General features: G+C 69.6%; 30 protein-coding genes. 18 read left to right on the top strand and 12 right to left on the bottom strand.

Translation table 11 applies throughout. From position 1 onward, the window contains the following. Positions 1-115 precede the first annotated feature (115 nt). Genes ASF44_RS17115 through ASF44_RS32375 form a run of 7 tightly spaced genes read right to left on the bottom strand, consistent with a single transcriptional unit; the run spans position 116 to position 5,248 of the window. Entirely contained in the window at positions 116-538 is a 423-nt protein-coding gene (locus ASF44_RS17115) for a PPC domain-containing DNA-binding protein (RefSeq protein WP_056900443.1), read from the bottom strand. A 2-nt stretch (positions 539-540) separates the two neighbouring features. After that, positions 541-1,095: a 3-hydroxyanthranilate 3,4-dioxygenase gene (locus ASF44_RS17110; protein WP_056900442.1), complete on the bottom strand. Its 555-nt coding sequence runs from the start codon at positions 1,093-1,095 to the stop codon at positions 541-543. A gap of 10 nt (positions 1,096-1,105) precedes the next feature. Then, complete coding sequence (locus ASF44_RS31900; RefSeq protein WP_156374557.1) at positions 1,106-1,246, bottom strand: hypothetical protein; 141 nt, start codon at positions 1,244-1,246, stop codon at positions 1,106-1,108. Continuing rightward, positions 1,243-2,217: a dihydrodipicolinate synthase family protein gene (locus tag ASF44_RS17105; RefSeq protein ID WP_235579250.1), complete on the bottom strand. Its 975-nt coding sequence runs from the start codon at positions 2,215-2,217 to the stop codon at positions 1,243-1,245. The genes ASF44_RS31900 and ASF44_RS17105 overlap by 4 nt, the downstream gene beginning before the upstream one ends. Continuing rightward, positions 2,211-4,391 (bottom strand): xanthine dehydrogenase family protein molybdopterin-binding subunit, encoded by a 2,181-nt coding sequence (locus ASF44_RS17100; protein ID WP_056900441.1) that lies wholly within the window; start codon positions 4,389-4,391, stop codon positions 2,211-2,213. Before ASF44_RS17100 ends, ASF44_RS17105 begins: the two co-directional genes overlap by 7 nt. 44 nt (positions 4,392-4,435) lie before the next feature. Beyond that, positions 4,436-5,020, bottom strand: coding sequence for a GNAT family N-acetyltransferase (locus ASF44_RS17095; protein ID WP_162243828.1), 585 nt, complete (start codon positions 5,018-5,020; stop codon positions 4,436-4,438). Between the two features lie 12 nt (positions 5,021-5,032). Continuing rightward, positions 5,033-5,248, bottom strand: a complete 216-nt coding sequence (locus ASF44_RS32375; RefSeq protein WP_162243827.1) for a DUF2917 domain-containing protein — start codon at positions 5,246-5,248, stop codon at positions 5,033-5,035. A gap of 121 nt (positions 5,249-5,369) precedes the next feature. Here ASF44_RS32375 and ASF44_RS17085 point away from each other — a divergent pair, with 121 nt between their 5' ends. Continuing rightward, positions 5,370-6,278 carry a LysR substrate-binding domain-containing protein gene (locus ASF44_RS17085; RefSeq protein WP_235579249.1) on the top strand — a complete coding sequence of 303 codons (909 nt, stop codon included), beginning with the start codon at positions 5,370-5,372 and terminating at the stop codon, positions 6,276-6,278. Continuing rightward, positions 6,275-6,781 (top strand): DNA-deoxyinosine glycosylase, encoded by a 507-nt coding sequence (locus ASF44_RS17080; RefSeq protein WP_056900438.1) that lies wholly within the window; start codon positions 6,275-6,277, stop codon positions 6,779-6,781. Before ASF44_RS17085 ends, ASF44_RS17080 begins: the two co-directional genes overlap by 4 nt. Here the strand turns inward: ASF44_RS17080 and ASF44_RS17075 are convergent, their stop codons facing one another. Continuing rightward, a complete protein-coding gene (locus tag ASF44_RS17075; RefSeq protein ID WP_056900437.1) occupies positions 6,782-7,528 on the bottom strand; it encodes an SDR family oxidoreductase in 747 nt (248 codons plus the stop codon). A gap of 133 nt (positions 7,529-7,661) precedes the next feature. Between ASF44_RS17075 and ASF44_RS17070 the strand changes: the two genes are divergently transcribed. The 4 genes from ASF44_RS17070 (at position 7,662) to ASF44_RS17055 (ending at position 10,315) form a co-directional block, all read left to right on the top strand. Beyond that, positions 7,662-8,351 carry a dienelactone hydrolase family protein gene (locus tag ASF44_RS17070; protein WP_056900436.1) on the top strand — a complete coding sequence of 230 codons (690 nt, stop codon included), beginning with the start codon at positions 7,662-7,664 and terminating at the stop codon, positions 8,349-8,351. A 62-nt stretch (positions 8,352-8,413) separates the two neighbouring features. Then, the gene (locus ASF44_RS17065) at positions 8,414-9,286 is read left to right on the top strand and encodes an amidohydrolase family protein (protein WP_056900435.1); all 873 of its coding nucleotides are present in this window, start codon (positions 8,414-8,416) and stop codon (positions 9,284-9,286) included. Between the two features lie 17 nt (positions 9,287-9,303). Continuing rightward, on the top strand, positions 9,304-9,651 hold the full coding sequence (locus ASF44_RS17060; RefSeq protein ID WP_056900434.1) for a RidA family protein: 348 nt from the start codon (positions 9,304-9,306) through the stop codon (positions 9,649-9,651). Positions 9,652-9,667: 16 nt separating this feature from the next. Then, positions 9,668-10,315 (top strand): glutathione S-transferase family protein, encoded by a 648-nt coding sequence (locus ASF44_RS17055; protein ID WP_056900433.1) that lies wholly within the window; start codon positions 9,668-9,670, stop codon positions 10,313-10,315. Here the strand turns inward: ASF44_RS17055 and ASF44_RS17050 are convergent. Both ASF44_RS17050 and ASF44_RS17045 read right to left on the bottom strand, forming a co-directional pair. Further along, entirely contained in the window at positions 10,284-11,384 is a 1,101-nt protein-coding gene (locus ASF44_RS17050; protein WP_056900432.1) for a heavy metal sensor histidine kinase, read from the bottom strand. The two genes, ASF44_RS17055 and ASF44_RS17050, sit on opposite strands and share 32 nt — an antisense overlap. A gap of 49 nt (positions 11,385-11,433) precedes the next feature. Further along, positions 11,434-12,111, bottom strand: coding sequence for a heavy metal response regulator transcription factor (locus ASF44_RS17045; RefSeq protein WP_056900446.1), 678 nt, complete (start codon positions 12,109-12,111; stop codon positions 11,434-11,436). A 326-nt stretch (positions 12,112-12,437) separates the two neighbouring features. On the opposite strand from ASF44_RS17045, the gene ASF44_RS17040 reads away from it, so the two are divergent. From ASF44_RS17040 to ASF44_RS17030, 3 genes are all read left to right on the top strand, one after another. After that, positions 12,438-13,523, top strand: coding sequence for a porin (locus ASF44_RS17040; protein WP_235579248.1), 1,086 nt, complete (start codon positions 12,438-12,440; stop codon positions 13,521-13,523). 266 nt (positions 13,524-13,789) lie between these two features. Beyond that, positions 13,790-15,340, top strand: a complete 1,551-nt coding sequence (locus tag ASF44_RS17035) for a hypothetical protein (RefSeq protein WP_056900430.1) — start codon at positions 13,790-13,792, stop codon at positions 15,338-15,340. Between the two features lie 95 nt (positions 15,341-15,435). Continuing rightward, on the top strand, positions 15,436-15,846 hold the full coding sequence (locus tag ASF44_RS17030; protein WP_082524846.1) for a DUF2325 domain-containing protein: 411 nt from the start codon (positions 15,436-15,438) through the stop codon (positions 15,844-15,846). Positions 15,847-15,850: 4 nt separating this feature from the next. Here ASF44_RS17030 and ASF44_RS17025 read toward each other — a convergent pair whose 3' ends face one another. After that, on the bottom strand, positions 15,851-16,948 hold the full coding sequence (locus ASF44_RS17025; protein WP_056900429.1) for a magnesium transporter CorA family protein: 1,098 nt from the start codon (positions 16,946-16,948) through the stop codon (positions 15,851-15,853). Between the two features lie 10 nt (positions 16,949-16,958). Beyond that, entirely contained in the window at positions 16,959-17,975 is a 1,017-nt protein-coding gene (hemB, locus tag ASF44_RS17020; protein ID WP_056900428.1) for a porphobilinogen synthase, read from the bottom strand. 245 nt (positions 17,976-18,220) lie between these two features. Between hemB and ASF44_RS17015 the strand changes: the two genes are divergently transcribed. The 9 genes from ASF44_RS17015 to ASF44_RS16975 form a co-directional block, all read left to right on the top strand. Beyond that, positions 18,221-18,649, top strand: a complete 429-nt coding sequence (locus ASF44_RS17015) for a CopD family protein (protein WP_056900444.1) — start codon at positions 18,221-18,223, stop codon at positions 18,647-18,649. 21 nt (positions 18,650-18,670) lie between these two features. Then, positions 18,671-19,789: a VanZ family protein gene (locus ASF44_RS17010; protein WP_056900427.1), complete on the top strand. Its 1,119-nt coding sequence runs from the start codon at positions 18,671-18,673 to the stop codon at positions 19,787-19,789. Continuing rightward, the gene (locus ASF44_RS17005; protein ID WP_056900426.1) at positions 19,786-20,124 is read left to right on the top strand and encodes a ferredoxin; all 339 of its coding nucleotides are present in this window, start codon (positions 19,786-19,788) and stop codon (positions 20,122-20,124) included. The genes ASF44_RS17010 and ASF44_RS17005 overlap by 4 nt, the downstream gene beginning before the upstream one ends. A 3-nt stretch (positions 20,125-20,127) precedes the next feature. Then, positions 20,128-20,769 carry an alpha/beta hydrolase gene (locus ASF44_RS17000; RefSeq protein WP_056900425.1) on the top strand — a complete coding sequence of 214 codons (642 nt, stop codon included), beginning with the start codon at positions 20,128-20,130 and terminating at the stop codon, positions 20,767-20,769. A gap of 58 nt (positions 20,770-20,827) precedes the next feature. Continuing rightward, complete coding sequence (locus tag ASF44_RS16995; protein ID WP_056900424.1) at positions 20,828-21,988, top strand: D-alanyl-D-alanine carboxypeptidase family protein; 1,161 nt, start codon at positions 20,828-20,830, stop codon at positions 21,986-21,988. A 150-nt stretch (positions 21,989-22,138) separates the two neighbouring features. Next, positions 22,139-22,516, top strand: coding sequence for a 30S ribosomal protein S12 (rpsL, locus tag ASF44_RS16990; protein WP_056658081.1), 378 nt, complete (start codon positions 22,139-22,141; stop codon positions 22,514-22,516). 159 nt (positions 22,517-22,675) lie between these two features. Beyond that, on the top strand, positions 22,676-23,149 hold the full coding sequence (rpsG, locus tag ASF44_RS16985) for a 30S ribosomal protein S7 (protein WP_056900423.1): 474 nt from the start codon (positions 22,676-22,678) through the stop codon (positions 23,147-23,149). An 83-nt stretch (positions 23,150-23,232) separates the two neighbouring features. Further along, on the top strand, positions 23,233-25,335 hold the full coding sequence (fusA, locus tag ASF44_RS16980; RefSeq protein ID WP_056900422.1) for an elongation factor G: 2,103 nt from the start codon (positions 23,233-23,235) through the stop codon (positions 25,333-25,335). Between the two features lie 109 nt (positions 25,336-25,444). After that, positions 25,445-25,542, top strand: a 98-nt coding sequence (locus ASF44_RS16975; RefSeq protein ID WP_200930575.1) for a GTP-binding protein, incomplete at its 3' end; no start/stop codon positions are given.

Here is a 25,542-nt window from a genome sequence, read left to right as displayed (position 1 = left end):
TGTTCATCCGAGGTTGTTCTGGGTTGATGGTTTGGCGTGAGAACCTCCATCTTCCCCGACTACTTCGGGTGAACAACCTCTTGGGAAACGACAGCTAGCTGGCGGTTCGGCCGCCTCAGCGCCGCTGCGCCAGCAGTTCCAGGTAGCCGGTCAGCGGGTCCGGCGCACGGTCGAACTGGTGCGCCGGCAGCAGCCCCAGCACGATCTCGGCCGTGGTGCGCACATTGCAGCCCGGCATCACGTGGCCGCCCAGCACCTGGCCCTTGGCGTCGGACACGCTGGCGTGCAGGTGCAGGCCGCCCACACCCAGCGTGCCGGCCAGGCCCAGCAGCTCCAGCGGGCCGTCGATGCGCGTGCCGGTGGGCGCGTCGGCGTAGCGCAGCATGGCCCGCGTGAGGCTGCCCACGGCCGACAGCACGCAGGCGGCCTGCACGGGTTCGGCGGCGTGGGCCGCGGTGTCGGCCCACAGCTGCAGTGCCGTGCGCAGGTCATCGCCCGGCGCGAGGCGCAGCACCTCGATGCGCAGTTCGGTCGCCATGCTCAGAGCGCCAGCGCGCCGTGCCAGGCCTGCCAGTCGCGTCCCGGGTGGACCTGGCCACAGGACGGGCAGCGCCGGGCGGCTTCGGCGCTCCCGTAGAACGCGTCGAACACGCGCGGCAGGTCGGCCACGATGCTCTGCAGCTGCACTTCGGAGCGCTGCACCAGCGCCGCGCAGTGCGCGCAATACCACTCGAAGCCGTCGATGAGGCCCGCGGGCCGCGCGCGCTCGACCACCAGGCACAGGCTGCCTTCCTCCGGCCGCTGCGGCGAGTGCCGCACGTGGGCCGGCAGCAGGAAGATGTCGCCTTCCTGGAGGTGGATGCGCTCGAACCGCCCGCGGTCGTGCACCAGCAGGCTGGCGTTGCCCTTGAACTGGTGGAAGAACTCCTCCAGCGGGTCGTCGTGGAAATCGGTGCGCTGGTTCGGGCCGCCGACCACGGTGACGAGGATGTCGGCGTCCTGCCAGACCTGCTGGTTGCCCACGGGCGGCCGGAGCCGGTCGGCGTGGTCGGCGATCCACTGCGGGAAGTTGATGGGCGGGCCGTAGCGGGGCATGGTGCGTCTCCTAGGCAAGGGCGATGGCGGCGCCGCGGATCAGCATGCAGCGCGCCAGGCTGGCCGGGGCCAGCGTCGGGGTCCCGGGATTGTCCGGCAGCACCTGGCCGGTCGCGCTGGAGCCCAAGTCCAGGGCGATGCGCTGCGTCATGCCGCCCCCAGTCCGCTGGCGGCGAAGGCCGCGCGCACCCTGGCGCGCTGGGCCTCGTCCAGGTCCAGCAGCGGCCGGCGCACCGGGCCGCCGACCTGGCCCAGCTGCTCCAGCCAATGCTTCTGGAAGGCTTGCGGCGTGCCGGGTGGCCGGCACGACTTGAGGGCCTGGCGCACGGGCTCCAGGCTGCCCCGCACGCGGCGCGCGGCCACCGCGTCGCCGGCCATGGCCAGCCGGGTGTATTCGTCGATGCGGCGGTCGCTGGCGGTCTGGTAGAGCAGCGGCGGGATCGAGCACAGGTAGACCTGCCAGTCCAGCTCCAGGATGTTGTCCAGCCATTCCTCTTCGGACGCGGTGCTGACGATGAGCTCGCCCTGCGTCATGCGCGTGAGCTCCACGTACATGGGCCGCGGCACGCTGTACTTGATGGCCACGATGTTGGGGATCGCGCGGGCGATGCGCGCGCACAGCGCCGGCGGCATCAGGTAGCCGGCGTCCTCGTGGCTCCACATGGCGATGCCGATGTCCACCTGCGACGCGATGTGTTCGTAGTAGGCGAACACGGTGTCGTCCACGTCGCGGCCGAAGTGCAGCAGCGGCGCGTGCACCACGATGTAGTCGGCGCCGATGGCCTGCGCGTGGCGGGCGAGTTCGACCACGGTGTCGATGTTCTGGTCCGAGCACGACAGGATGGTGCCGCTGCGGTTGCCGAGCGCGGTGGTTTCCTCCACCGCGATCTCGAAGGTGCGCTTGCGCTCGGCGACCGACATCGAGAAGAACTCGCCCTGCTTGCCCGAGATGAACAGGCCGCCGATGCCGAGCGCGCCGATCCAGTGGCGCAGGTTGCGGCGCAGGCCGGCCTCGTCCAGCGCCAGGCTGTCGGGCAGGAAGGGCGTGGGCGCTGCGGCCCAGACGCCGCGCAAATGTTCGCGCGCATAGGCCTTGGCGTCGCGCGCGCGGTACTTCAGCATGGGGTGTCTCCGGTGGTGGCGTGTCGGATGGCCTGCCAGACGGACGCAGGCGTCAGCGGCAGGTCGAGGTGGGCGATGCCCAGCGGCGCCAGTGCGTCCAGCACGGCGCCGCGCAGCGCGGCCGGCGCGGCGATGGCGCCGGACTCGCCCACGCCCTTGGCGCCCAGCGGGTTGGCGTCGGTGGCGCTGGGCCGGCTCTCGTGCACGAGCGTGGGCATGTCGTCGGCGCGCGGCACGGCGTAGTCCATCAGCGAGCCGGTCAGCAGCTGGCCCTGGCCGTCGTAGTGCATGCGTTCCATGAGGGCCTGGCCCAGGCCCTGGGCGAAGCCGCCGTGCATCTGGCCGGCGAACAGCAGCGGGTTGACGACGGTGCCCGCGTCGTCGACCCAGAAGGCGCGCTCGGCGCGCACGGTGCCCGTGGAGGGGTCGACGCTGGCCAGCACGATGCAGCAGCCCGCGCTCCACGCCTCGGCCTGCGCGGTGTGGACGGTCTCGACGCTGACGGGCGTGTCCGCGGCGGGCAGCGCGCGCAGGGCCTGCGCGGCGCGCAGCACGGCGCTGCCGCCAATGGCCATGCTGCGGCTGGCCAGCGCGCCGATGCCGGCGGGCGCCAGGTCGCTGTCGCCCTCGATGACGTCGATGGCCGCGGGCGCGATGCCCAGCGCATCGGCCGCGATCTGCGCGAAGGCCGTCGCGTGGCCCTGGCCCTGGGCGCTGCTGCCGCTGGCCAATGTCACGCGGCCATCGGGCCAGCGCGTGAGGCGTGCGCTCTCCCAGCCCGTGCCGCAGGGCTCCACGTAGAGGTTGATGCCGATGCCCACGCATTCGCCCGCGGCACGCCGGCGTGCCTGCGCGGTGCGCAGCGCGGCCAGGTCGGCCAGCGCGCAGGCGGCCTGCAGCAGGCCGGCGTAGTCGCCCGAATCCAGCCGCTGGCCGGTCGGCGTGGTCCAGGGCATGGCGCTGGCAGGCACGGCGTTGCGCAGGCGCACGGCCACCGGGTCCAGGCCGAGCCGGCGCGCGGCCAGGTCCATGAGGCCTTCCATCGCCAGCGCGGCCTCGGGCCGGCCGGCGCCGCGGTAGATGCCCACCGCGGCCGTGTTGGTGGCCACGCCGCGCGCCACGATGTCGATGGCCCCGCAGCGGTAGGGCCCGGGCAGCATGCGCGCGGCGTTGAGCGCGGGCACGGGCGTGCTCCAGGTGCTGCGGCAGCCCAGGGCGTAGAGCAGCTCGGCGCGCAGGCCCAGCAAGCGGCCGTCGGCCGCGAAGAACGCCTGCGCCGCGATGCTGCCGGCGCGGCCCTGGGGCGCGGAGACGAAGTCTTCCTCGCGCGTGGCGACCCAGCGCACCGGAGCGCCCAGCCGCAGCGCGCCGGCGGCCAGGGCCACCTCTTCCGGCCCCAGCGAGGCCTTGCCGCCGAAGGCACCGCCCACGTCGGGCGCGATGGTCCGTACCTGGGCGGGCGCCAGGCCCAGCACGCGGGCCAGTTCCAGCCGCGCGCGGTGTGGCGACTGCAGCGGCGTCCAGGCCGTGAGCCGGCCGTCGTGCCAGTGCACGAGGAAACCGCGTGGCTCCAGCGCCATGGGCGCGACGGGCGGGCAGGCGATGCGCAGCTGCACCTGCGCCGCGGCCCGGGCGCCGGCCTGGGCAAGGTCGCCTGCGTGGTGGCGCTGTGTGAAGGCGGTGTTGTCGGGCCAGCCGTCCAGCAGCGGGGCGCTGCCGAGGGCGGCCTCGGCCGCGGTGCATGCGGGCAGCGGCGTGTAGTCCACGGCCAGCGCCTCGGCCGCACCGCGGGCCTCTTCGGCCGTGTCGGCCACCACCAGCGCGACCGGCATGCCCACGCAGAGCACGCGGCCGCGCGCGAGCACGGGGGTGCCAAAGGCGCGCACGCCGGCGAACAAGGGGTTGATGGCCAGGTGGCCCAGGGCCTGCAGGTCATCGCCTGTCAGCACCAGCCGCACGCCGGGCAGGGCGCGCACGGCCGCCAGGTTGGCCAGCGCGATGCGGGCGTGCGCCATGCTGCTGCGCGCGAAGGCGGCATGCAGGCAGCCCGGCGGCGCGAGGTCGGCCAGGTAGCGGCCCTGGCCGCGCAGCAGCGCGTCGTCCTCGCGCCGTGGGCAGGCACGGCCCAGCCAGGGCGGTGGCGTGATCGGCGCGTCGTGTGGGGGCCGCAGCATGGCCCATAGGGTAGCGGCGTTGCGCCGCCGCGGCCGCGCCGTGTTCAGGCGCGCGCCGGCCGGTGGATGGGCCTGGGCAGCGGCAGGTCCAGCGCGAGGGCCACGCGCGCCAGTCGCGCATCGCCCTGCCGTTCGGGGCGCATGCCATGCGCCCGGGCCAGCGCGAGCATGGCCTGGTTGGTGCGCAGCACGTCGCCATACAGCCGCCGCACGCCATGCCGGCGTGCCACGTGCACCAGCTGGCGCAGCAGCCTTCCGCCCAGGCCCTGGCCCTGCCAGTCGTCCGCCACCGCCAGCGCGAACTCGGCCTGGTCGGGCAGATCGCCGTCGCAGACATAGCGGGCCTCGCCCACCTGGCGCGGGCGCCCGTCCTGCTCGGCCACGGCCAGCAGCGCCACGTGCTGGCGAAAGTCGATGTCGGTCAGGTAGGCGGCCATGCCGGGTGGCAGCGCGCTGAGCCCGGTCTGGAAGCGCTGGTAGCGCGATTGCTGCGTGAGCCCGCGCGCCACGAACTCGGAGGCCAGCTGCAGGTCTTCGGGCTGCACGGCGCGCACGGTGACGGCGCGGCCGTCGGCGAAATCCCAGCGCGCGCTGGCGTTGCGCTGCGGGCAGGCGAGGGCGCTGTCCATGGCCGGCATCGGCTACTGCAGGCGGTGCAGCCGCGCGGGCGACAGCGCGTAGACCAGCAGCGCGCCGCGGGCCACGGGCGCGAATTGCTGGCCCGGCTCCAGCACCGTGTCGTGCGCCTGGTCGTCCTCGGTGATCCACAGGCTGCCGCTGTCGCAGGCCACCCGGCTCCCGGGTGGCAGCCGCAGCAGGCCGCGCAACGGCAGTTCGTATTCGGTCACGGCATCCATGCTGTACTCCATCACATGCTTCGGTGGAATGAATGTAGAACCTAGAATCGCGTCTTTCCAACGGTTGTTTTGAATGCTCTGCATGCGTAACGAGAATGCGAAAGCGCCCGACGTCCCGGGCATGGCACGTGCCGACCTGCCGCGGCTCGACCTGCTGCGCAGCTTTGCCGTGGCGGCGCGCACGCTGAGCTTCACGCGGGCCGGCGAGGAGCTCGCGCTGACGCAGTCGGCCGTGAGCCGGCAGATCCAGCAGATGGAAGAGGGCCTGGGCGTGGCGCTGTTCGAGCGGCGCCACCGCGCGCTGGCGCTCACGGCGGCCGGCGAGACCATGTACCGCGCCGTGCAGGACTGCCTGGAGCGCCTGCGCGATGCCACGGCCAGCGTGCGCGCCGTGACGCGGGCCCGCCAGGTCGCGGTGACGACCACGCCGGGCTTCGCCTCGCTGTGGCTGATCCCGCGGCTGGCGCGTTTCTCGGCCGACCATCCGCTGGTGGACGTGCGCGTGTCGGCCACCAACGACCTGCTGAACCTGGAGCGGGCCGGCATCGATGTGGCCGTGCGCTTCTGTGCCACCGCCCAGGGCATGGGCCGGCCGCTGTTCGAGGAGACGGTGCTGCCGGTCTGCGCGCCGCGCCTGCTGCTGGACCCTGCGCGCCCCCTGCGCCGCCCGGCCGACCTGGTGCACCACACGCTGCTGGTCATGGAGGGCCACCACGGCATGGCGCCGATGGAGGACTGGGCGCCCTGGCTGCAGGTCATGGGCCTGGCCGGCATCCGCGGCACGAACCAGCTGCGCTTTTCCAACTACAACGACGCGGTGGCCGCAGCGCTGGCCGGGCAGGGCGTGGCCATCGGCCGGCTGCCGCTGGCGGCGGCGCTGCTGCACGCAGGCCAGCTGGTCGCGCCCTTCGAGCGCAGCGGGCATTCGCAGCGCGGCTACTTCGTCGCGGCCGGGCCGCAGGCCGGCGGCAATCCCGATGCGCAGGACTTCATCGCCTGGCTGCACGCCGAGGCGCAGAGGCCGTTGTGAGCGCCGTCACGCTGGAGAGCTTTCCGCCCGTGGCGCGGGCCGACGCGCGCGTGCTGGTGCTGGGCAGCATGCCGGGCGCCATGTCGCTGCGCATGCAGCAGTACTACGGCCATCCGCAGAACGCGTTCTGGAAGATCATGGGCAGCGTGTTCGGCTTCGACCCGCAGCACACGGCCTACGGCGCGCGCCTGGCCGCGCTGCAGGACGGCGGCGTGGCGCTGTGGGATGTGCTGGCCAGCTGCGAGCGTCCGGGCAGCCTGGACAGCGCCATCGTGCCGGCCAGCATCGTGCCGAACGATTTCGCGGCCTTCCTGGCCGCGCATCCGCGCATCGCGCGCGTGTGCTTCAACGGCGCCAAGGCCGAGGCGGTGTTCCGCAAGCAGGTGCTGCCCACGCTGGCGCAGGAGCTGGAACTGCTGCGCCTGCCCTCGACCAGCCCGGCCCACGCCGGCATGCCCTTGGCCGCGAAGGCCGCGGCCTGGCGCGCGGCGCTGGCCGGCTGATCAGCGGCCACCGGAGACGTCCATGAAGGTCATGGTGGTGTAGCTGGCGCCTTCGCCCATGAGCCAGACGGCGGCCTGGGCCACCTCGTCGGCGCTGCCGCCGCGCTGCATCGGCACCAGGTGCGCGAGCTGCTGCACGCGGTCGGGCTGGCCGCCCGAGGCATGGATGTCGGTCTCGATCAGGCCCGGCCGCACGGCGTTCACGCGGATGCCCTCGGCCGCCACTTCCTTGGCCAGGCCGATGGTCAGGCTGTCCAGCGCCCCCTTGCTGGCCGCGTAGTCCACGTACTGCCCGGCGCCGCCCAGGCGCGCGGCGGCGCTCGACATGTTGACGATGGCGCCGCCGCTGCCGCCGTGGCGCGTGCTCATGCGGCGCACGGCCTCGCGCGCGCAGAGCAGGCAGCCGATCAGGTTGACATCGAACATGCGGCGCCAGCGCGCCACGTCCATCTCGTCCAGGCGCTGGCTGCGGTCGACGATGCCGGCGTTGTTGACGAGGGCCGTGAGCCGGCCGAGCTGGGCGTCGACCTCGCCGAACATGCGCAGCACCTGGGCCTCGTCGGCCACGTCGGCCTGCACGGCGATGGCGCGGCCGCCGGCGGCGCGGATCCGGTGCACCACCTCTTCGGCGGCGTGGGCGTTGTGCGTGTAGTTCACGGCCACCGCCCAGCCCTGGCGGGCCGCCAGCAGCGCCGTGGCGGCGCCGATGCCGCGGCTGCCGCCGGTGACGAGTGCGATCTTCTCCATGCGGGTCTCCCATGCGGTTGTGGTGGCGCATGGTAGTGCGCACCGCGCCCCAAGACGGTGTGCGGTGGAGGGGCAAATGGTTTCCTGCTACAACCGCCCGTTTCGCCAACACGCAACGAAGGAGCATCGCACCATGGGCCAATTCATCGACCTGAAGTCTGCAGACGGCACCGGGTTCCCCGCCTACGTGGCGCAGCCGGCCGGCGCACCCAAGGGCGCCATCGTGGTGCTGCAGGAGATCTTCGGAATCAACGCGCACATCCGCAGCGTGGCCGACGGTTATGCCGCCCAGGGCTACCTGGCGGTGGCGCCGTCCACCTTCCACCGCGTCAAGCAGGATGTGGAGCTGGGTTACACCAACGAAGACATGCAGGCCGGCTTCGCGCTCAAGACCGCCGTGGAAGAGCTGCCGGCGCCCGGCGTGCTGGCCGACATCCAGGCCGCCATCGACCATGCCGCCCAGCAGAGCGGCAAGAAGGTCGGCATCGTCGGCTACTGCTGGGGCGGCCTGCTGACGTGGCGCAGCGCGGCGGCGTTGAACGGCCTGTCGGCCGCGGTGCCCTACTACGGCGGCGGCATGACGACCGAGGCCGAGGTGGCGCGCAGCCCCAAGGTGCCGGTGCTGGCGCACTTCGGCGAGCGCGACCACTGGATTCCGGTGGACACGGTGGAGGCCTTCAAGAAGGCGCACCCCGAGGTCGAGGTGCATGTCTACGCGGCCGACCACGGCTTCAACTGCGACCAGCGCGGCTCGTACGACGCTGCCGCGGCCAAGCTGGCGCTGGAGCGCACGCTGGCCTTCTTCGCCAAGCACGTGGGGTGAGCGCCGCCCGGCCGCCCGCAGGCGCGCGCTCCGCAGCCGCAGGCGAAGGCGTTGCAGCGGCCATGCGTGGCCATCTGCTGGTGTTGGGGCTGTGGCTGCTGGCGCTGCCTGCGCTGGCGGCCGACTACGCCGGCCCGCTGTTCGACACGCACCTGCACTACAACGTCGAGGCCTGGAACGGTCAGCAGGGCCCGCACCCGCTGGCCGATGTGCTGGCGCGCATGCAGCGCAACGGCGTGCGTGCCATCGTCGCCAACTCGCGCACCAACGACGGCACCAAGCTGCTGGCCTCCAGCCCCGAGACGCGCGCGGCCGGCGTGGCCGTGGTGCCCTTCATCCGCCTGTACCGCAACCGCGACGACTACACGAACTGGTTCCGCGACCCCAGCATCTACGCGATGGTCGAGGAGGAGTTCGCGCGGGGAACCCAGGGCGGCCCCTACCGCGGCATCGGCGAGTTCCACCTCTACGACAGTGCCAACGCCGACGGGCCAGTGGCGCGCCAGCTCATGCAATTCGCCGAGAAGCATGGCCTGGCGGTGCTGGCCCACGTGGACGATGCGGCCGTGGACCGGCTCATGGCCCATGCGCCCGGCGCGCGCCTGGTCTGGGCGCACACCGGCATCGGCGGCGCGCCGATGGCGCGCGTGCAGGCCCTGCTGGAGCGCTACCCGCGCCTCATCGGCGAACTGTCCTACCGGCCGGGCCTGACCTGCGAGGACGGCGCGCTGTGTCCTGAATGGAATGCGCTGCTGCGCCAGCACCCGACGCGCTTCGTCATCGGCTCGGACACCTGGGTCAACCAGCGCTGGAGCGCCTACGACCTGCTCATGCAGGCGTACCGGCGCTGGCTCGGCGCGTTGCCGGCGCCGCTGGCCCGGCGCATCGCCTGGGACAATGCGGCCGAACTGTTCGGTGTTCCAACACCCCCCTGAAACCCTGGAGAAACCCCATGACCATCCAACGCCACGAGCCCACGCCCATCCTGTCCAACGCCGTCGAGCACGGCAACACGGTCTACCTGGCCGGCATCGTCGCCGACGACCCGAGCGCCGACGTGAAGGGCCAGACGCAGCAGATCCTCGCGCGCATCGATGCGCTGCTGGCGCGCTGCGGCAGCGACAAGTCGCGCATCCTGTCGGCCCAGATCTGGCTGACCGACATCGGCAACCGCGCCGCGATGAACGAGGTGTGGTCGGCCTGGGTCGACCCCAAGAACCTGCCCGTGCGCGCCTGTGTCGAGTCCAAGCTGGCCGATCCGCGCCTGCTGGTCGAGATCATGGTGACGGCCGCCAAGTAGACCGGCGGAGCGGGCCATGCTGCAGCTGCACTACCACCCGACCGACGCCAGCATGGCGCCGCACATGCTGCTGGAAGAGCTCGGCGTGCCGTTCGAGCTGTTGCTGGTCGACCGCGCCAACCAGGCCCACAAGTCCGAGGCCTACCTGCGGCTCAACCCCAACGGGCTGATCCCGGTGCTCGTGGACGGCGACACCGTGCTCTACGAGACGGCCGCCATCCTGCTGCACCTGGCCGACACGCACCCGGCGGCGGCCCTGGCGCCGCCGCTCGGCTCCCCCGAGCGCGCCCACTACTACAAGTGGATGCTGTGGCTCAGCAACACCCTGCACGCCACGCTGGGCCTGTACTTCTATCCCGAGCGCTGGGCGTCGCCCGACCATGTGCACGGCGCCACCACGGTGAAGGCGCGGGCCGAGGCACGCACCGGCCAGTTGCTGGAACTGCTGGACCAGGAACTGGCGCGCCACGGCGGTCCCTGGCTGCTGGGCGAGCGCTACACCGCGCTCGACCCCTACCTGCTGATGCTGGCGCGCTGGACCCGGCATTTCGGCCGGCCCGCGCGCGAGCTGCCGCAGCTGGGGCCCTACCTGCAACGCATGCTGGCGCGGCCGGCCGTGCAGCGCGCCTACGCTAGCGAGCAGATCGGCGAGCCGCCTGTCTGAAGTCCACGCGGCGGCGCTGCGGCGCCGGAAACTCCAGCGTGAACACCGTCGGCAACCCCGGCGCGCTGCGCACGCCGACGCGCCCGCCATGCAGGTCCATCACGCTCTTGACGATGGCCAGGCCCAGGCCTGAACCGGTTTCGGCCGCCGGGCCCTCGATGCGGTAGCGCCGCTGGAAGATGTCGACCTGGTGCGCCGGGTCGATGGGTTCGCCCTCGTTGGCCACGGTGATGCGCACGCAGCCCGGGGCCAGCGCATGGGCCGACAGCACCACGGTGCTGGCCGGGCGCGCATGGCGCAGCGCGTTGGTCAGCAGGTTGCCCACCGCGCGCGCCAGCAGCACCTCGTCGGCCCACGCGCGCAGGCCCGGCTGCACATCCAGCACCAGCTGGAGGCCGCGGTCCTCGGCCAGCAGTTCGAAGAATTCCACGATGCCGGTGAGGCGCTCGCGCATGCTCTGCCAGTCCGCCTTGATGCGGGTCTGGGCATGGTCTGCGCGGGCGAGGAACAGGATGTTCTCGATCAGGCGGCCGATGCGCTCGTAGTCGGTCACGGCCGCCTCGAGCACGGCGCGGTACTCGTCGGCGCTGCGCGGCTGCGCCAGCGTGACCTGGGTGGCGGTCAACAGGCGGTGGATGGGCGCGCGCAGGTCGTGCGCCAGGTCGGACGAGAAGCCCGACAGGCGCGAGAACGCGTCCTGCAGCCGGTCGAGCATGCCGTTGAAGGCCTGCGCCACGGGTGCCAGCTCGGCCGGCACGGCATCCGCCGGCAGGCGCTCGCCCAGGGCCTGGGCGCCGATGCGGTTGGCGGTGTCGCCCAGTTGCCGCACCGAGGTCAGGATGCGCCGCGTGATGCACCAGGCCAGCACGCCGGTGGCGAGGGCCCCTGCGGCCAGCGTCCAGAACATCACGCGCCAGGCCCGCTCGATGAAGGCGTCGCGCTGCTGCTCCGGGATGGCCATGGGCAGGGCCGTGAACTCCTGCTGCAGCAGGCGGCCCACCATCCAGCAACCCACCAGCATCAGCAGCACGGTGGTCAACGAGATCGCCAACGCGATCCGCGCGGCCATCGAATCGCGCAGCGGCAGCCGGGGCCGCGCTGGCAGCGGCGGGGGGACCTCAGGCAGGACGGGAGTCGAGGACATAGCCGACGCCACGGATGGTGTGGATCAGCTTGTCCACGAATGGGTCGTCGACCTTGGCGCGCAGCCGCCGCACGGCCACGTCGATCACGTTGGTGTCGCTGTCGAAATGCATGTCCCAGCAGTTCTCGGCGATCAGGGTGCGCGAGACCACCTGGCCCAGGTGGCGCGCCAGGTAGTCCAGCAGTGCGAATTCCTTGGTCGTCAAGGCCAGGTGCCTGCCGGCACGGCGCACCAGGCGGCGTGCGCTGTCCACTTCCAGGTCGGCCACGCGCACCACGGGGTTGGCGGCCGGCTGCGCGGCGCGGCGCGCCACCACCTGGATGCGCGCGAGCAGTTCGGCGAAGGCGAAGGGCTTGACGAGGTAGTCGTCGGCGCCCAGCTGCAGGCCGCGCACCCGGTCTTCCACCTGGTCGTGCCCACTGAGCATGAACACAGGCGTGTGTTGGCGCGCGCGCAGGCTTTCCAGCACCTGCCAGCCGTCGGCGCCGGGCAGGCTCACGTCGAGCAGGATCAGGTCGTAGCGGCCGGAAGTGGCCAGGTGCAGGCCTTCGATGCCGTCCTGGGCGGTGTCGACCACATGGCCGTGTTCCGTGAGCCCCTTGTGCAGGTAGGCAGCGGTGGTGGGTTCGTCTTCGATCGAGAGCAGGCGCATGGTCAAAACAGTCCTCGGCCGAGGCAACTGCAGTGTCGCGCCCAACCTTACCGGGAGATGACAGGACTGTAGGTGCCGGTTCTGACGCCATCAAGACGGATGAAGGCAACGCACTGTTGCCGAACTGGAAATAGCTGGCGTGGGTTTTCGGGCCCGGGGTACGCCAGCGCGGTGCCGGGACCGGCGTGTGGTGATTGCGAAACAGCTTGTGCCAAAAGTGCAGGGGGTTTGCGAACGACCCCCCGGGGTTTGCGACACCGGGCCTGTCGGCGCGGTCGGCCGGTCCCTACGCTCACGGTCATGTTCTCTGCGAAGAGTCGCGGGACATGAACCCGATCACGAAACCTCACTCAAGGATGACCATGAAAAAAATTGCAACGCTGGCCGTGCTGGCCGCAGCTAGCGCCGCTTCCTTCGCGCAATCGTCCGTCACGCTGTTCGGCATTGCCGACGCGACGGTCCAAGTCGGTCGCGGCAGCACCGACAACAACGTCGGCCTGGGCAGCGGTGGCCTGTCGACCAGCCGCATCGGCTTCCGCGGCGTGGAAGACCTGGGTGGTGGCCTGAAGGCTGGTTTCTGGCTCGAAGCCGGTTACACGCTGAACAACGGCAACGGCCAGAACAGCAACGCCCTGGCGTTCACCCGTCGTTCGACCGTCAGCCTGATGGGCGACAGCTGGGGCGAAATCCGCCTGGGCCGCGACTTCACGGCACCTTACAACAACCTGTATGACGCCTTCGGCGACAACGGTGTTGGCAACATCCTGGAAACCCAGGACCTGGGTCTGGCATACGGCCTGCAAACCCGCACCAGCAACGCTGTTTCCTACTTCACGCCCAAGACCCTGGGTGGCTTCTTCGGCCAAGTGCAGTACTACCGCAATGGCCGCAGCCAGAGCCTGGCCAGCAACCAAGACCAGTACGGCAACGGCTACGGTGTTCGCGTCGGCTACGAAAACGGCCCGATCAGCGTTGGTGTGGCATACGGCAAGAGCGACTACGCCGTAGGCACGACGCCCGCCTTCACCGGCACCGTCGACTCCAAGACCATGAACTTCGGCGGTTCCTATGACTTCGGCGTCGCCAAGCTGCTGGTGTCGGTTGGCCAAGACGAAGGCGAAGGCGCTGGCCTCGACGCCAAGACCCGCCTGTACACCGTCGGCACCACCGTGCCGGTCGGCGCTGGCCTGATCCGCGCTTCCTGGACCCGCGCCAGCCAGCGCGACAGCGAACTGCGCGCCGACAAGTTCGCCGTCGGTTACGTGCATAACCTGTCCAAGCGTACCGCCCTGTACACCACCTTCGCCTACCTGAAGAACAAGGACGGCTCGAACCTGGCCCTGAACGGTTCCACGACCGGCGCTGGCGACAGCTCCAAGGGTCTGGACATCGGCCTGCGCCACGCCTTCTAAGGTTCACCGCTTCGCCATTTGATTGGCGAGCTTCTCCAAGGTGACTTTGTTGCCCGCCTCCCGCAAGGGATGCGGGCTTTTTGTTGTTTGTTTGTAACTATGGGGATAGCCACTATTGATCATTACAAGAATGTAATTTAGGCGAAATGCTGCTGTCAGATGAGCAGCTTTATTCTTCCCGGCATCCCAAACCGTGGGAGTGGTAGCGCGAAGGCGTTGCCCTAGCGTCGCAAACGTGGCGCACCCGCAACACCGGAGCCGAAACCATGCGCCGACAAGACATTCAACTGCTGGCCCTTGCCCGCCAGGGCGACGCCGCCGCGCGCAGCGAGGCCGGGCGCCGTTACCTGGTGGGGGGCGATGGCTTTCCGCGCCACGTCGCCACCGGCATGGAGTACCTGGGCCACCCCAGCGTGCGCGACCGCATCGAGACTGCGCGCACCATCGCCGAGAGCCTTCCCCTGCAGGACCTGCTGCAGCTGCAGCAGGACGAGGCCTTGCGCAAGGCCGCCAGCGCCGGCAGCCTGCTGGCCCAGTTCAAGCTCGGTGTCTGGCTGTGCCTGCAGCACAGCCGGGTCGACGCGGGCCTGTCATGGCTGGAGGCGGCCGCCACCGGCGGCCACGTGGAGGCACGCCAGGCCGTGGCCGCGCTGCGCCAGGCGCGTGCGGCGGAGGCGCTGCCCGCCATGCTGCGCGCCGTGTCCGGCAGCGTCGCCGTGGACGTGGCGCAGGTTGCCATCATGGCCGCGCGCATGGCCCGCGAGGGTGGCACGCTGGACCTGCTGCTCGATTGCGTGCACACGGCCTTGCTGCTGGCACCGCGCCTCACGCACGGCCTGTCGGACCTGGTCGTCGCGGCCGTGCTGCTGGCCGAGCGCGAGGGCCGTGAACTGCGCGGCCTGTTGCCCGAACAGGTCGAGGCCAGCCTGGAGATGGCCATCGCGCGCGGCGAGCGCGACGCGGCCTGCCTGCTCGGCCGGGCGCTGTGCGGCATCGCGCATGGCGGCCTGAGCCCGGCGCGGCTGGCCACCGGCAGCAACATGCGCAAGGGCGTGGCGCTGCTGCTGCGCGCGGCCGATGCCGGCCGCGACGACGCCTGGCTGGACCTGTACGCCATGCATTCGGACCACCGGCTGTCGGTGTCCAACCCGCAGCTGGCGCGGTTCTTCCTCGAGAAGGCCGCCACGCTGGGCCAGGCCGAGGCGCAGCGCAAGCTCGGCGCCCTGGCGTTGCGCGCTGCCACCACATTGGCCGAGAGCGAGCAGGCGATCGGCTGGCTGCATGCGGCCGCGGCGCAGGACGACGCCCATGCGCGGCGCCTGCTGCAGTCGCTGGTGCTGCCGGTGGCGGGCGACGAGGCGACGGCCCGCAGCGCCATCGAGCAGCTGCGCCAGAGCGATCCCTGGCTGGCCATGCGCCTCACGCTGGCGCGCGACTTCGGCCTGACCAAGCTGGAGGCGCTCAGCGTCGATCCGGCCGAAGGCCGCCGCCCCTGGGGCCTGCTGGTGGGGCGCAACCCTTTCATCACGCAGGCCCGGCTGTCGGCCCCGCGCGCGGTGCCGGCGCTGACGGCGCAGGCGGCCCAGAACCTGGCGCGCGCGGCGGCCTTCTTCGAACAGTCGCGTGGGGACAGCAACGCCTTCGAAGGCGACCTGCGCCGCCGTTCGGTGCGCCAGCGCCGCGCGTTCGAGCGGCTGGGCCTGACGGAGGACCTGTTCTTCGCCGAGGCCAGTTCCACGCAGTTGGAGTCCTTCCGCCTGGGGCCGAAATGGGCGTTCCGCGCCAAGAAGCCGCTGGAGCTGGCGCTGGCCAGTTGACCGCGGCCTGCCCATTCCCCGGCTGGTGCAGGGGGTGGGCATGTTGTTGAGAATTCCTCTCAACTAAGATCGGCCATCTGGAAGAAAGGATGGCCATGGCGGCGGAGATCGACGAGCGTGTGTGGGCTGCAGAGCAACTGGTGTCGCTGCGGCAACTGGGGGCGGCGCAACAGCGCTGCAGCGCCGTGATCGCCGCGCAGCACCGGCGCATCGAACAGCTGGAGGCGCAGTTGCTGCGCACGCGCGCGGCGCTGGCGGTGCGCACCACGGCGCTGGCCTGGGCGCGACAGCAGGGCGTGGCGTCCATCGGCGAGCACGATCCCGCCGCGCTGGACGAAAGCCTGCGTGCGGCCGACCTCGTGATCTGCCAGACCGGCTGCCTGAGCCATGGCGACTACTGGCGTGTGCGCGACCACTGCCGGCGCACCGGCAAGACCTGCGTGATGGTGGAGCAGCCCGAGGCCCTGCGCATCGTGCGGCTGCAGCGCAACGCTGCGGCCGGCTGACCGGTCAGCGTGCGCTGCGGGCCAGGTAGCGCTTGCGCCGGAACAGCACGATCAGCAGCACGGCGATCACGCCCATCGCGCCCATGGCCCACCAAAAGCCGTCCTGCTGGTGGATCAGCGGGATGAACTCGAAGTTCATGCCGAAGATGCCGGCGATCAGGTTCAGTGGCAGGAACACGGCGGTCAGCGCGGTCAGGATGCGCATGATGTCGTTGGTGCGGTTGCTCTGCGCGGAGAAGTGGATCTGCACCACCGTCTCGGCGTTCTGCTCGAGCCGGCGCACATGGTGCACGACGCGCTGGATGTGCTCGATCACGTCGCGCGAACGCGCAACCAGGCCGTCGCGCTCGGCCTGCGGCATGGTGCCGGCGGGCTGCTCGCGCAGCGTGTCCAGCCACTCCTGCATGGCATCGTGCTGCTCCTCGCAGAGGTCTTCCAGCATGTGCAGTTCGTTGCGCGCGGCCATCAGCGCGTTCCAGTTCGAGAACCGGGAACCGGGCCGCAGCAGCTCCTGCTGCCAGTGGTCGAGCTGCTGGCTCAGCACCTTGCGCAGCTCCAGGTAGCTGTCGACCATCACGTTGACCATGCGCAGCATCAGGTCGGCCGGCGTGGTGGGCAGCCGGTTGCGCACGGTGGTCGTCAGGCCATCGCTGTGCACGGCGTCGGCCAGGTAGCGCTGCAGGAATGCGCGCGCCGTGAAGCAGCCCGCCGGGTGCACGCTGACCAGCAGGCGGTCGAAGACGGCGAAGCCGACCGCGCGCGTGCTGATGCGGCGGAAGGCGGCCGGCATGGAGCGCGCGGAGCCGTTCGGTTCGCCTTCCTTGCCGCTTTCTTCCTGCGTGGCGAGGCGGCGAAAGACGATCAGGTCGTAGACCGAGGTGTAGTCGTAGTGCGAGGGATGGGCCGCGTTCAGCAGGTCGGCGCAGTGCAGGTCCAGCAGCTGCGAGCCGCCGAGCCGCTGGGCCGCACGCTGCACCGTCTGCATCCCTGCGTCCAGGTCTTCGCGCTCGAGGAACAGCCAGACGAAGCCGTGATCGGGTGCGCGCTCGGGCAACTCCTCGGCGAAACGCAACGTGCCGGGGCTGAACTCGACGATCTGCATGGCCTCGGCTTCAGCCGCGCAGCTTGCGCGCCGCGTCCAGCGCGAAGTAGGTCAGCACGCCGTTGGCGCCGGCGCGCTTGAAGGCCAGCAGGCTCTCCAGCATCACCGCGTCGTGGTCCAGCCAGCCGTTCTGCGCGGCGGCCTTGAGCATGGCGTACTCGCCGCTGACCTGGTAGGCGAAGGTCGGCACGCCGAACTGGTCCTTCACGCGCCGGACCACGTCCAGGTAAGGCATGCCGGGCTTGACCATGACCATGTCGGCGCCTTCGGCCAGGTCCATGGCCACCTCGCGCAGCGCTTCGTCCGTGTTGCCGGGGTCCATCTGGTAGACCTTCTTGTTGCTCTTGCCCAGGTTGGCGGCCGAGCCCACGGCATCGCGGAACGGGCCGTAGAACGCCGAGGCGTACTTGGCGCTGTAGGCCATGATGCGCGTATGGACCAGGCCGCGCGCCTCCAGCGCCTGGCGGATCGCGCCGATGCGGCCGTCCATCATGTCGCTGGGCGCCACGATGTCGACGCCGGCCTCGGCCTGGGTCAGCGCCTGGCGCACCAGCACGGCGGTGGTGGCGTCGTTGAGGATGTAGCCGGTCGGATCGAGCAGGCCGTCCTGGCCGTGGCTGGTGTAGGGGTCCAGCGCCACGTCGGTCATGATGCCGAGTTCGGGGAAGCGGTCTTTCAGCGCGCGCACCACGCGCGGAACCAGCCCGTCGGGGTTGCAGGCTTCGGCGCCGTCCTCGGTCTTCAGGCCGGCATCGATCACCGGGAACAAGGCCATCACCGGGATCTGCAGGCGCACGCATTCCTCGGCGACGGGCAGCAGCAGGTCCAGGCTCAGCCGCTCCACGCCGGGCATGGAGCCCACGGCGTGGCGCTGGCCGCTGCCGTCCTGCACGAACACCGGGTAGATCAGGTCGTGCGCCGTGAGGGCGTGCTCGCGCACGAGGTCGCGCGTGAACGCGTCGTAGCGCAGCCGGCGTGGACGGGCGGCGGGAAAGGCGGCAAGGGGGGAGAGGTCGGGGCGGCTCATGTCGAAAATTGTGCCCCAAGCCCCGCGCCTGCTTGCACACGCCCGGGATTCGCCCTCTTGCTGGCCCTGGCGGCGTTTGCTAGATTGCCCGCGGGCGGTCCGCCGCCTGCCCGCTTCACCTCCCTGAGCGGGGGCCTCGACGTGTAACAACCAACAGGCTTGCCACCCCGGCCCGCTGCGCTTGCACCGGCCGGGGTATTTTTTTGGCGCGCGGCTGCCCGGTGGGGCTCACCTACACTTTGGCGATGCTGTGGGTCAAGGCTTTCCATATCGTGTTCGTGGCCAGCTGGTTCGCCGGCCTGTTCTATCTGCCGCGCATCTTCGTGAACCTGGCCATGGTGCCGCAGGGCTCGGACGCCGAGCGTGCGCGGCTGCTGTTGATGGCGCGCAAGCTGCTGCGCTTCACCACGCTGCTGGCCGTGCCGGCGCTGGCCCTGGGACTGGTGCTGTGGCTGCACTACGGCATCGGCCGTGGGCCCGGCAACGGCTGGATGCATGCCAAGTTGATGGTCGTGCTGCTGGTGCTGCTCTACCACCACGCCTGCGCGCTGCAACTGCGCCGGCTGCGCGATGGTGCCTCCTCGCGCAGCCATGTCTGGTACCGCTGGTTCAACGAATTGCCGGTGCTGATGCTCGTGGCGGCCGTGGTGCTGGTCGTCGTCAAGCCGTTCTGACGCCGCGCGGCGGCTGCCACCATGCACAAGACCTCGGCCTGGCCGCTGGCGCTGGTGTACCTGGCGCTGGTGGTGTACGCCAGCCTGTTTCCGTTCGAGGGCTGGCGCGACCAGGGCATCGCGCCCTGGGCCTTCATGGCCGCACCGCTGCCGCGTTGGTGGACCTGGTTCGACGTGCAGATCAACGTGCTCGGCTATGCGCCGCTGGGCTTCCTGCTGGCGCTGGGCGGGCTGCGCTCGGGCCGCACGCGCGCGCCGGTGCTGCTGGCGGCACTGGCAGGTGCCGCCGTGTCGTTCCTCATGGAGACGACGCAGGGCTACCTGCCGCGGCGCGTTCCCTCTAACGTGGATTTCGCGCTCAATGCCGCCGGCGCCTGGCTGGGCGCGCTGCTGGCATGGCTGCTGCAGCGCACCGGCAGCATCGACCGCTGGAGCCGGTTCCGAGCGGACTGGCTGACACCGGACGCGCGCGGTGCGCTGGTGCTGCTGGCGCTGTGGCCGCTGGCGCTGCTGTTCCCGGCCGCCGTGCCGCTGGGCCTGGGGCAGGTGTTCGAGCGGCTGGAGGATGCGCTGGCCGAGTTCCTGGACAACACGCCCTTCCTCGACTGGCTGCCGGTGCGCGATGTGGAGCTGCAGCCCCTGGTGCCCGGCAGCGAGATGATCTGCGTGCTGCTGGGCGCGCTGGTGCCCTGCCTGATCGGCTATGGCGTGATCACCGGCGTGCGGCGGCGCGCCTGGTTCCTGCTGGGTCTGACCGTGGTCGGCGTCGGCGCCACGGCGCTGTCGGCGGCGCTGAGCTACGGCCCGGCCCATGCCTGGGCCTGGTGGACGCTGCCGGTGCGCGTGGGCTGGGCTGCAGCGCTGCTGGTGTCCGTGCTGCTGCTGCCGGCGCGGCAGCGTGGCTGTGCGGCCCTGGCACTGCTCGCGCTGGCGGTGCACCTGAGCGTGCTGAACCAGGCGCCCACCAGCGCCTACTTCGCGCAGACGCTGCAGACCTGGGAACAGGGCCGGTTCATCCGCTTCAACGGGCTGGCCCAGTGGCTGGGCTGGGTCTGGCCCTATGTGGCCGCCGTCTATCTGCTGCTGCGGCTCTCGGGCCCGGACACCACGGCGCGCCAGCTTCCTAAAATGCCGCCATGAGCACGCCCCCCTCCTATTACGAGCGCCACATCTTCTTCTGCCTGAACGAGCGCACGAACGGCGAAGACTGCTGCGCCCACCATGGCGCCAAGGAGGCTTTCGACCGCTGCAAGGCGCAGGTCAAGGCCGCCGGGCTGGCGGGGCCGGGCAAGGTGCGTGTGAACAAGGCGGGCTGCCTGGACCGCTGCGCGGCCGGACCGGTGGCCGTGGTCTATCCCGAGGCGGTCTGGTACAGCTTCGTGGACCAAGATGACATCGACGAGATCGTCGAGTCGCACCTGAAGAACGGCCAGGTGGTCGAGCGGCTGCTGACGCCGCCGCACCTGGGGCGCTGAGCCATGAACGCATCGACGGAACGCCTCACGTTGCAGGGCCCGGCTGGCGCCATCGAGGTGCTGCGCGACACGCCGGATGGCGTCGCCGCGCCGCGCGGCATTGCCGTGATCGCCCATCCGCACCCGCTGTTCGGCGGCACCATGGACAACAAGGTCGTGCAGACGCTGGCGCGCGCTTTCGTCCAGTGCGGCTGGACGGCCGTGCGCTTCAACTTCCGTGGCGTCGGCGGCAGCGCCGGCGTGCACGACGCAGGGCGTGGTGAGGCCGATGACTTCGGCGTCGTGCTGGCGCAGCTGGCTGGCGAGGGACCGCTGGCGCTGGCGGGGTTCTCGTTCGGCGCCTTTGTCGCAAGCCGCGCGCTGGTCGCATTGCCACCGGCGCGCACGGTCGAGCAGCTGGTGCTGGTGGGCACGGCGGCATCGCGCTTCGACGTGGCCGCCATTCCGTCCGACCTGCACCCGCGCACGCTGGTCGTGCATGGCGAGCAGGACGACACCGTGCCCCTGTCGGCCGTGCTGGATTGGGCGCGCCCGCAGTCGCTGCCTGTTACCGTCGTGCCGGGCGGCGGACATTTCTTCCACGGACAGTTGCCGCTGCTCAAGGGCCTGGTGGTCCGCCACCTGCAGGCCGCCGCTTTTTCCTGACGCTGCGCAGTGGCCGGCGCCGACCGCGCGCGCTGCCGTTTTTCCCGCGTTGATCTCCATGAACCGTTTCCTGCATTTGCTGGTGGCGCCGCTGCTGGCCATCGCCGTTTCCCTCGCCGCGGCCCAGGCGCCCCAGGGCCCCGAAGTGGCCGCCAAGGCCTACCTGCTGGTGGATGTGACCGCCAACCAGGTGCTGCTCGAGAAAGATGCCGACGCCCCGGTCGAGCCGGCATCCCTGACCAAGCTCATGAGCGCCTACCTGGTGTTCGACGCGCTCAAGTCCAGAAAGATCACGCTGGCGCAGACCCTGCCGGTCAGCGAGCGCGCCTGGAAGATGCCGGGTTCGCGCATGTTCATCGACCCCAAGATGCAGGTGCCGGTGGAGGATCTCATCAAGGGCATGATCGTGCAGTCCGGCAACGACGCGACCATGGCCCTGGCCGAGGCCGTGGGCGGCACGGCCGAGCGCTTCGTGCAGCTCATGAACGAGCAGGCCAAGGCGCTGGGCATGAAGAACACCGGCTACAAGAACCCCGAGGGCCTGACCGAGGCCGGCCACACCACCACGGCGCGCGACCTGGCCATCCTGTCGACCCGGCTGATCCACGACTTCCCAGAGTACGTGCACTACTACAGCATCAAGAAGTACCGCTACGGCGGCACGCCGGTGTCCAACGAGACCAATCGCAACCTGCTGCTGTTCCGCGACCCGACCGTCGACGGCCTGAAGACCGGCCACACCAACGCCGCCGGCTACTGCATGATCACCACGGCCAAGCGCGACTTCCCGAACCTCACGGGCGGCCGCCGCCTGCTGTCCATCGTGCTGGGCGCTTCCAGCGAGAACGCGCGTGCCAACGAATCGCAGAAGCTGCTGAACTGGGGCTACACGGCCTTCGAGGCCGTCAAGCTGTTCGATGCCAACCAGGCCGTGATCACGCCGGCCGTCTGGAAGGGCAAGGAAAACGCCCTCAAGCTCGGCCGACCTGAGGCGGTGGTGGTCGCTGTGCCTGCGGGCGGCGTAAGCCGCATCAAGACCGAGGTCGCCCGGCCCGATCCGCTGGTCGCACCGTTCACCGAGGGCCAGGCCGTCGGCACACTGAAGGTGGTGCTGGACGACAGGGAACTCGCGGCGGTGCCGCTGCAGGTGCTCGAGGCTGTCGAGCAGGCCGGCGTGCTGGGCCGCGCCTGGGATGCCGTGCGGCTCTGGATCAAATAAGCGTTTTCTTGCAGCGCAGTGCGCGCAACGCTATACTCGCGGGCTTTTCGGAAAATTCCGAGGGATTCACGTTTGCCGTTTCAAACGGTTGTCGGCGTGGTGCCTGCGTTGTTGGGATGCAGGCGGAGCGCCATCACAAGGAGAGGCTTAGTGCCAACCATCAATCAACTCGTGCGTCAGGGCCGGGAAGTCGAGACCATCAACTCGAAGAGCCCCGCGATGCAAAACTCCCCGCAGCGCCGCGGCGTCTGCACCCGGGTGTACACCACGACCCCGAAGAAGCCGAACTCGGCGCTTCGTAAAGTCGCCAAGGTCCGCCTGACCAACGGCTTCGAAGTCATTTCCTACATCGGCGGCGAAGGCCACAACCTGCAGGAACACAGCGTCGTGCTGGTTCGCGGCGGTCGTGTCAAGGACTTGCCCGGTGTGCGTTACCACATCGTGCGCGGTTCGCTGGACCTGCAAGGTGTGAAGGACCGCAAGCAGTCGCGCTCCAAGTACGGCGCGAAGAAGCCCAAGGCCAAGTAAGTTCTCTGGTTTGTCGATAGCAGGTGCTGTTTCCCGCGTGGCGCGGTGATACAGCGTAGTGGCCCGAATTCCGGATGTTCCGGAGGGGTCGAGTAAGTGGGTGTCGAGATGGCTCCCGCGGCTTTCGCAAGAAGGCCAACTGAAGCAAAGAGGTGAAAAATGCCACGTCGTCGCGAAGTTCCCAAACGTGAAATCCTGCCGGATCCCAAGTTCGGCAATGTCGAGCTGTCCAAGTTCATGAACGTCATCATGGAAGGCGGCAAGAAGGCTGTCGCCGAGCGCATCATTTACGGCGCGCTCGACTTCATCGAGAAGAAGAACCCGGGCAAGGACCCGGTCGAAGCCTTCACGATCGCCATCAACAACGTCAAGCCGATGGTGGAAGTGAAGTCCCGCCGCGTCGGTGGTGCCAACTACCAGGTGCCCGTCGAAGTGCGCCCGGTTCGCCGACTGGCCCTGTCGATGCGCTGGATCAAGGAAGCCGCCCGCAAGCGTGGCGAGAAGTCCATGTCCCTGCGCCTGGCCAACGAGCTGATGGAAGCGACCGAAGGCCGCGGTGGTGCCATGAAGCGTCGTGACGAAGTGCACCGCATGGCAGAGGCCAACAAGGCCTTCAGCCACTTCCGTTTCTGATCCCCACCCTGTCGTTCTAAAGGCTTGGAGCCCGACCTGCCCACGAGGCGGGCGGGCTCTACGCCGTTCAAGGAGTTTCTTTCATGGCCCGCAAAACCCCCATCGAGCGATACCGCAACATCGGTATCTCGGCGCACATCGACGCCGGCAAGACCACTACGACCGAACGCATCCTGTTCTACACCGGCGTGAACCACAAGATCGGCGAAGTGCACGATGGCGCGGCCACCATGGACTGGATGGAGCAGGAGCAAGAGCGCGGCATCACGATCACCTCGGCGGCCGTGACCTGCTTCTGGAAGGGCATGGACCTGTCCTACCCCGAGCACCGTTTCAACATCATCGACACCCCCGGCCACGTGGACTTCACGATTGAAGTCGAGCGCTCCATGCGCGTGCTGGACGGCGCCTGCATGGTGTATTGCGCCGTGGGTGGCGTGCAGCCCCAGTCGGAAACCGTCTGGCGCCAGGCCAACAAGTACAAGGTGCCGCGCCTGGCCTTCGTGAACAAGATGGACCGCACCGGTGCGAACTTCTTCAAGGTCTACGACCAGATGAAGCTGCGCCTGAAGGCCAACCCCGTGCCCGTCGTGATCCCGATCGGCGCCGAAGAAGGCTTCAAGGGTGTGGTCGACCTGCTCAAGATGAAGGCCATCCTGTGGGATGAGGCTTCGCAGGGCATGAAGTTCGACTACGTCGCGATTCCCGCCGAACTGCAGGCCCAGGCCGAAGAGTGGCGCGAGAAGATGGTCGAGGCCGCTGCCGAGGCTTCCGAAGAGCTCATGAACAAGTACCTCGAAGAGGGCGAGCTCACGGAAGACGAGATCAAGGCCGGCCTGCGCAGCCGCACGATCGCAACCGAAATCCACCCGATGCTGTGCGGCACGGCGTTCAAGAACAAGGGCGTCCAGCGCATGCTGGATGCCGTGATCGACTACCTGCCGTCGCCCGTCGACATTCCGGACGTGACCGGTACCGACGAGGAAGAGCAACCCGTCACTCGCAAGGCCGACGATGCAGAGAAGTTCTCTGCGCTGGCGTTCAAGCTGATGACCGACCCGTTCGTGGGCCAGCTGACCTTCGTGCGCGTCTATTCGGGCGTGCTGGCCAAGGGCGATACGGTGTTCAACTCCGTCAAGGGCAAGAAGGAACGCATCGGCCGTATCGTGCAGATGATGGCCAACGACCGCGTGGAAGTCGAAGAAATCCGTGCCGGCGACATCGCTGCCTGCGTGGGCCTGAAGGACGTGACGACCGGTGAAACGCTGGCCGACGTGAACGCGCCCATCGTGCTGGAGCGCATGGTGTTCCCCGAGCCCGTGATCACGCAGGCCGTCGAGCCCAAGACCAAGACCGACCAGGAAAAGATGGGCATCGCCCTGCAACGCCTGGCTGCCGAAGACCCGTCCTTCCGCGTGAAGACCGACGAAGAATCCGGCCAGACCCTGATCGCCGGCATGGGCGAGCTGCACCTGGAAATCATCGTCGACCGCATGAAGCGCGAATTCGGCGTGGAAGCCAACGTCGGCAAGCCGCAGGTGGCCTACCGTGAAACCATCCGCAAGACCGTCGACGAAGCCGAAGGCAAGTTCGTGCGCCAGTCCGGCGGCAAGGGCCAGTACGGCCACGTGGTTCTGAAGATCGAGCCGAACGAAGCCGGCAAGGGCATCGAATTCGTCGACGCGATCAAGGGTGGCGTGGTGCCGCGCGAATTCATTCCCGCGGTGGAAAAGGGCATCAACGAAGCCGTCACGCAAGGCGTGCTGGCCGGCTACCCGGTGGTCGACGTCAAGGTCACGCTGCACTTCGGTTCGTACCACGACGTGGACTCGAACGAACTGGCGTTCAAGATGGCCGCGATCTTCGGTTTCAAGGAAGGCTGCCGCAAGGCCGGCCCCGTGATCCTCGAGCCGATGATGGCCGTGGAGGTCGAGACGCCCGAAGACTACGCCGGTACCGTGATGGGCGACCTGTCCTCGCGCCGCGGCATGGTGCAGGGCATGGACGACATGGTCGGCGGCGGCAAGGCCATCAGGGCCGAAGTTCCGCTGTCGGAAATGTTCGGCTACTCGACCTCGCTGCGTTCCGCAACGCAGGGCCGTGCCACCTACACGATGGAATTCAAGCACTACGCGGAAGCCCCGCGCAACGTGTCCGAAGCCATCATGGCAGCGCGCGCCAAGTAATTTTCAGCTGGTCTGCGACGGTATGCCGCCACGTGCCCGTGCGTGGCGAATCAGCAATACCGTGCAGACCTAAAACCTCATCACGGGACATGCTCTTTGGAGATTTGATATGGCAAAAGAGAAATTCGCGCGGACCAAGCCGCACGTGAACGTCGGCACGATCGGCCACGTGGACCACGGCAAGACCACGCTGACGGCAGCGATCAC

The organism is Pseudorhodoferax sp. Leaf274, assembly GCF_001422445.1.
Classification (GTDB): domain Bacteria; phylum Pseudomonadota; class Gammaproteobacteria; order Burkholderiales; family Burkholderiaceae_C; genus Pseudorhodoferax.
Note: the sequence above shows the minus strand (reverse complement) of the source record. Positions and strands in the feature narration are given on the sequence as shown.